Here is a 2271-nt window from a genome sequence, read left to right on the forward strand (position 1 = left end):
GTTATATATATATATTACTCTCATTTCCATTAATGATTTACCTTGCATTTCAAGTTCCAGCATTTCAAGTTGCTGATGAAGGCAGTCATTATCAAAGAGCATACCAAGTATCACAGGGAGAGTTATTTCCACAGAAAAAATTATTGCCTAATACTGTTGACGATTATACCGTTGGCGGGACAACTAGTCCTGAAATTAGTCAAATTGAGTTAGGTTACCTCCCTATCGCATTTAAACCAGATATGAAAGTAGACACGCAGTTGTCACTGGTTTTGAATAGCATCGAATGGGGAGGAAATAGTTGGGGTGATACTCGTAATGTGAGTATATACCCCCCATTTCTATATACACTTTCCAGTTTAGGGATTATTTTAGGAAAGAGCATAGATTTATCCGTATCAGAAACCTTGATTTTGTCTAGAATATTAAACGGCTCTATCGCAATTTTATTGTCAGCAGTTGCTATTTATATCGCGAACAAAGGCGTTGCTGTTCTATTTAGTATTTTAATGCTTCCAATGACCATATCTCAAATGGCATCGGTAAGTCCGGATGCCATTTCCTTTCCACTAGCAGCATTATTTGTGGCAATGGTTAGTCGATTTGATATTGAAAAAAATAACAGGTTTAAAATACTATTAATTATTAGCTCTGTATTTTTGGTGGTAATATCAATGACAAGGCCTCCTTATATTGCTCTATCTATGGTTTTTTTTGTTTTTTCGCTAAAGTATTGGAGTGATGAGGATAAAAGAATAAAGCTTATAGGTGCTTTTCTAATAAGTTTTATCTCTGTTGTTATTTGGTCTATTTATTTGACTTTTAACGTATCTGTTCCATTTGGCCCTGAAGGGGTGTCCTATCTGTTAAGGGTTGAACAGATTTTAAGTGCACCATTTTCATGGTTTGTTTTACTATTTAATAGCTTTATAGAGAATTATGCATTCTATGCTGTATCATTTATAGGGAAATTAGGATACTTGGACGTTAAATTGCCAATATGGTATTATTTCTTCGCCGGGGTTTCATTATTTCTGATATTTTATTCTGATGTTGGAAGGCTTTGGGGGCGTAGAAAGGGGGAGGTTTATCATAAATTACTCTTGCTATTAGTAATTATCGTAGCCATTTTTAGCATTTTTCTGGTTTTGTCTATATCATGGACGCCAATGTCCAGTTCTACAATTCAAGGTGTTCAAGGACGGTATTTTATACCTATTTCTCTATTTTTATGTTTACTATGTGAAGGCGAAAAAAACGATAAAAGTGGTTGTTTAATACAGAGGTTAGGCGTGTTTTTGTTTGGTTTTATTACTATTTTAGTTGTGCCGCTGTCTGTTTTTGAAAGGTATTATTAATTGATACCATTAATATTTTCACTAGAGGTCTTATGAAAGATATTCAGCAAGTAATCAGATATCTTATTGGTGGAGGATCTACAGCAATAATAAACTGGTCTTTAGTGTATATTTTTGTTGAGTTTTTTAGATTTCATTACTTGGCCAGTATGAATTCTGCTATTTTCATAATATATTTGTACTCATACTTTATTAACAAGTATTTTGTTTTTAATAATTATGAAAAAAAACATGTTAGACATGGTGTAGGGTTTATTGTTATGCGGTTGGTCCTGTTGTTAACTATTAATATCATTGTATATTTAGGCGTCGATGTTCTTGGTTTTAACTATTTGGTATTTATAATGGCAACAATGATTGGTGAGGCAGTTGTTAGTTTTTTAATAATGAAATTTTTCCTTTTTAGACCGAGTTTCTCTGAAAGTTAGAAGGGTGATAGAATATTATGGTTTATATTAATGGTGAATAGTTAACTTGTCATTTTTGATGTGAGCGGAGTACAGCAGTCAGGTACTATCTTATGTTTATCAAAACATCGACTAGGGCTATGGTTTGCCCCTTCACAACTTATATAGTTTGAATGTTTGCCATGTTAAATGCCTCCTTTATCCACTATAATTGAAGGAAATAACTATATGAACTATTATCAAAGCTCACCACATGTTTATTAGCATAGTTTGATTTTTAACTAGAATAAATTCAACAGGTTGTATTTTATGCGTGGTAAATATAGATGAATTATTTTTTTGGATAATACACCGTATACTCGGTCAATGGTTCAGTAGTTTGTGATGAACGGTAAGATCCCCGTGCGATACCCGATCTACATCGTGATGATGGCAATTGCTCGTTACATTACTCTGGGCATGAAAGAGTTGGATGCAGTACTCATCGTTTGGTTGTCTGTTGCAGC

At 33.6% G+C, this 2271-nt stretch carries 2 protein-coding genes and 1 pseudogene; all 3 read left to right on the forward strand.

Translation table 11 applies throughout. The features are described from left to right. Positions 1 to 1358 (forward strand): DUF2142 domain-containing protein (locus tag AB4653_RS21145; protein ID WP_136975494.1); only part of this gene is annotated, 1358 nt, incomplete at its 5' end. Between the two features lie 32 nt (positions 1359 to 1390). Continuing rightward, positions 1391 to 1786: a GtrA family protein gene (locus tag AB4653_RS21150; RefSeq protein ID WP_009847997.1), complete on the forward strand. Its 396-nt coding sequence runs from the start codon at positions 1391 to 1393 to the stop codon at positions 1784 to 1786. 357 nt (positions 1787 to 2143) lie between these two features. Continuing rightward, positions 2144 to 2271, forward strand: a pseudogene (locus AB4653_RS21155) (phosphate-starvation-inducible PsiE family protein); the annotation flags it as partial.

This window comes from Vibrio sp. 10N.222.48.A3 (assembly GCF_041475345.1).
Lineage (GTDB): Bacteria > Pseudomonadota > Gammaproteobacteria > Enterobacterales > Vibrionaceae > Vibrio > Vibrio tasmaniensis_A.

Excerpts from the sequence above, each read along its gene's own strand:
- AB4653_RS21150 (WP_009847997.1), top strand. The coding sequence starts at position 1,391 with ATGAAAGATATTCAGCAAGTAATCAGATATCTTATTGGTGGAGGATCT.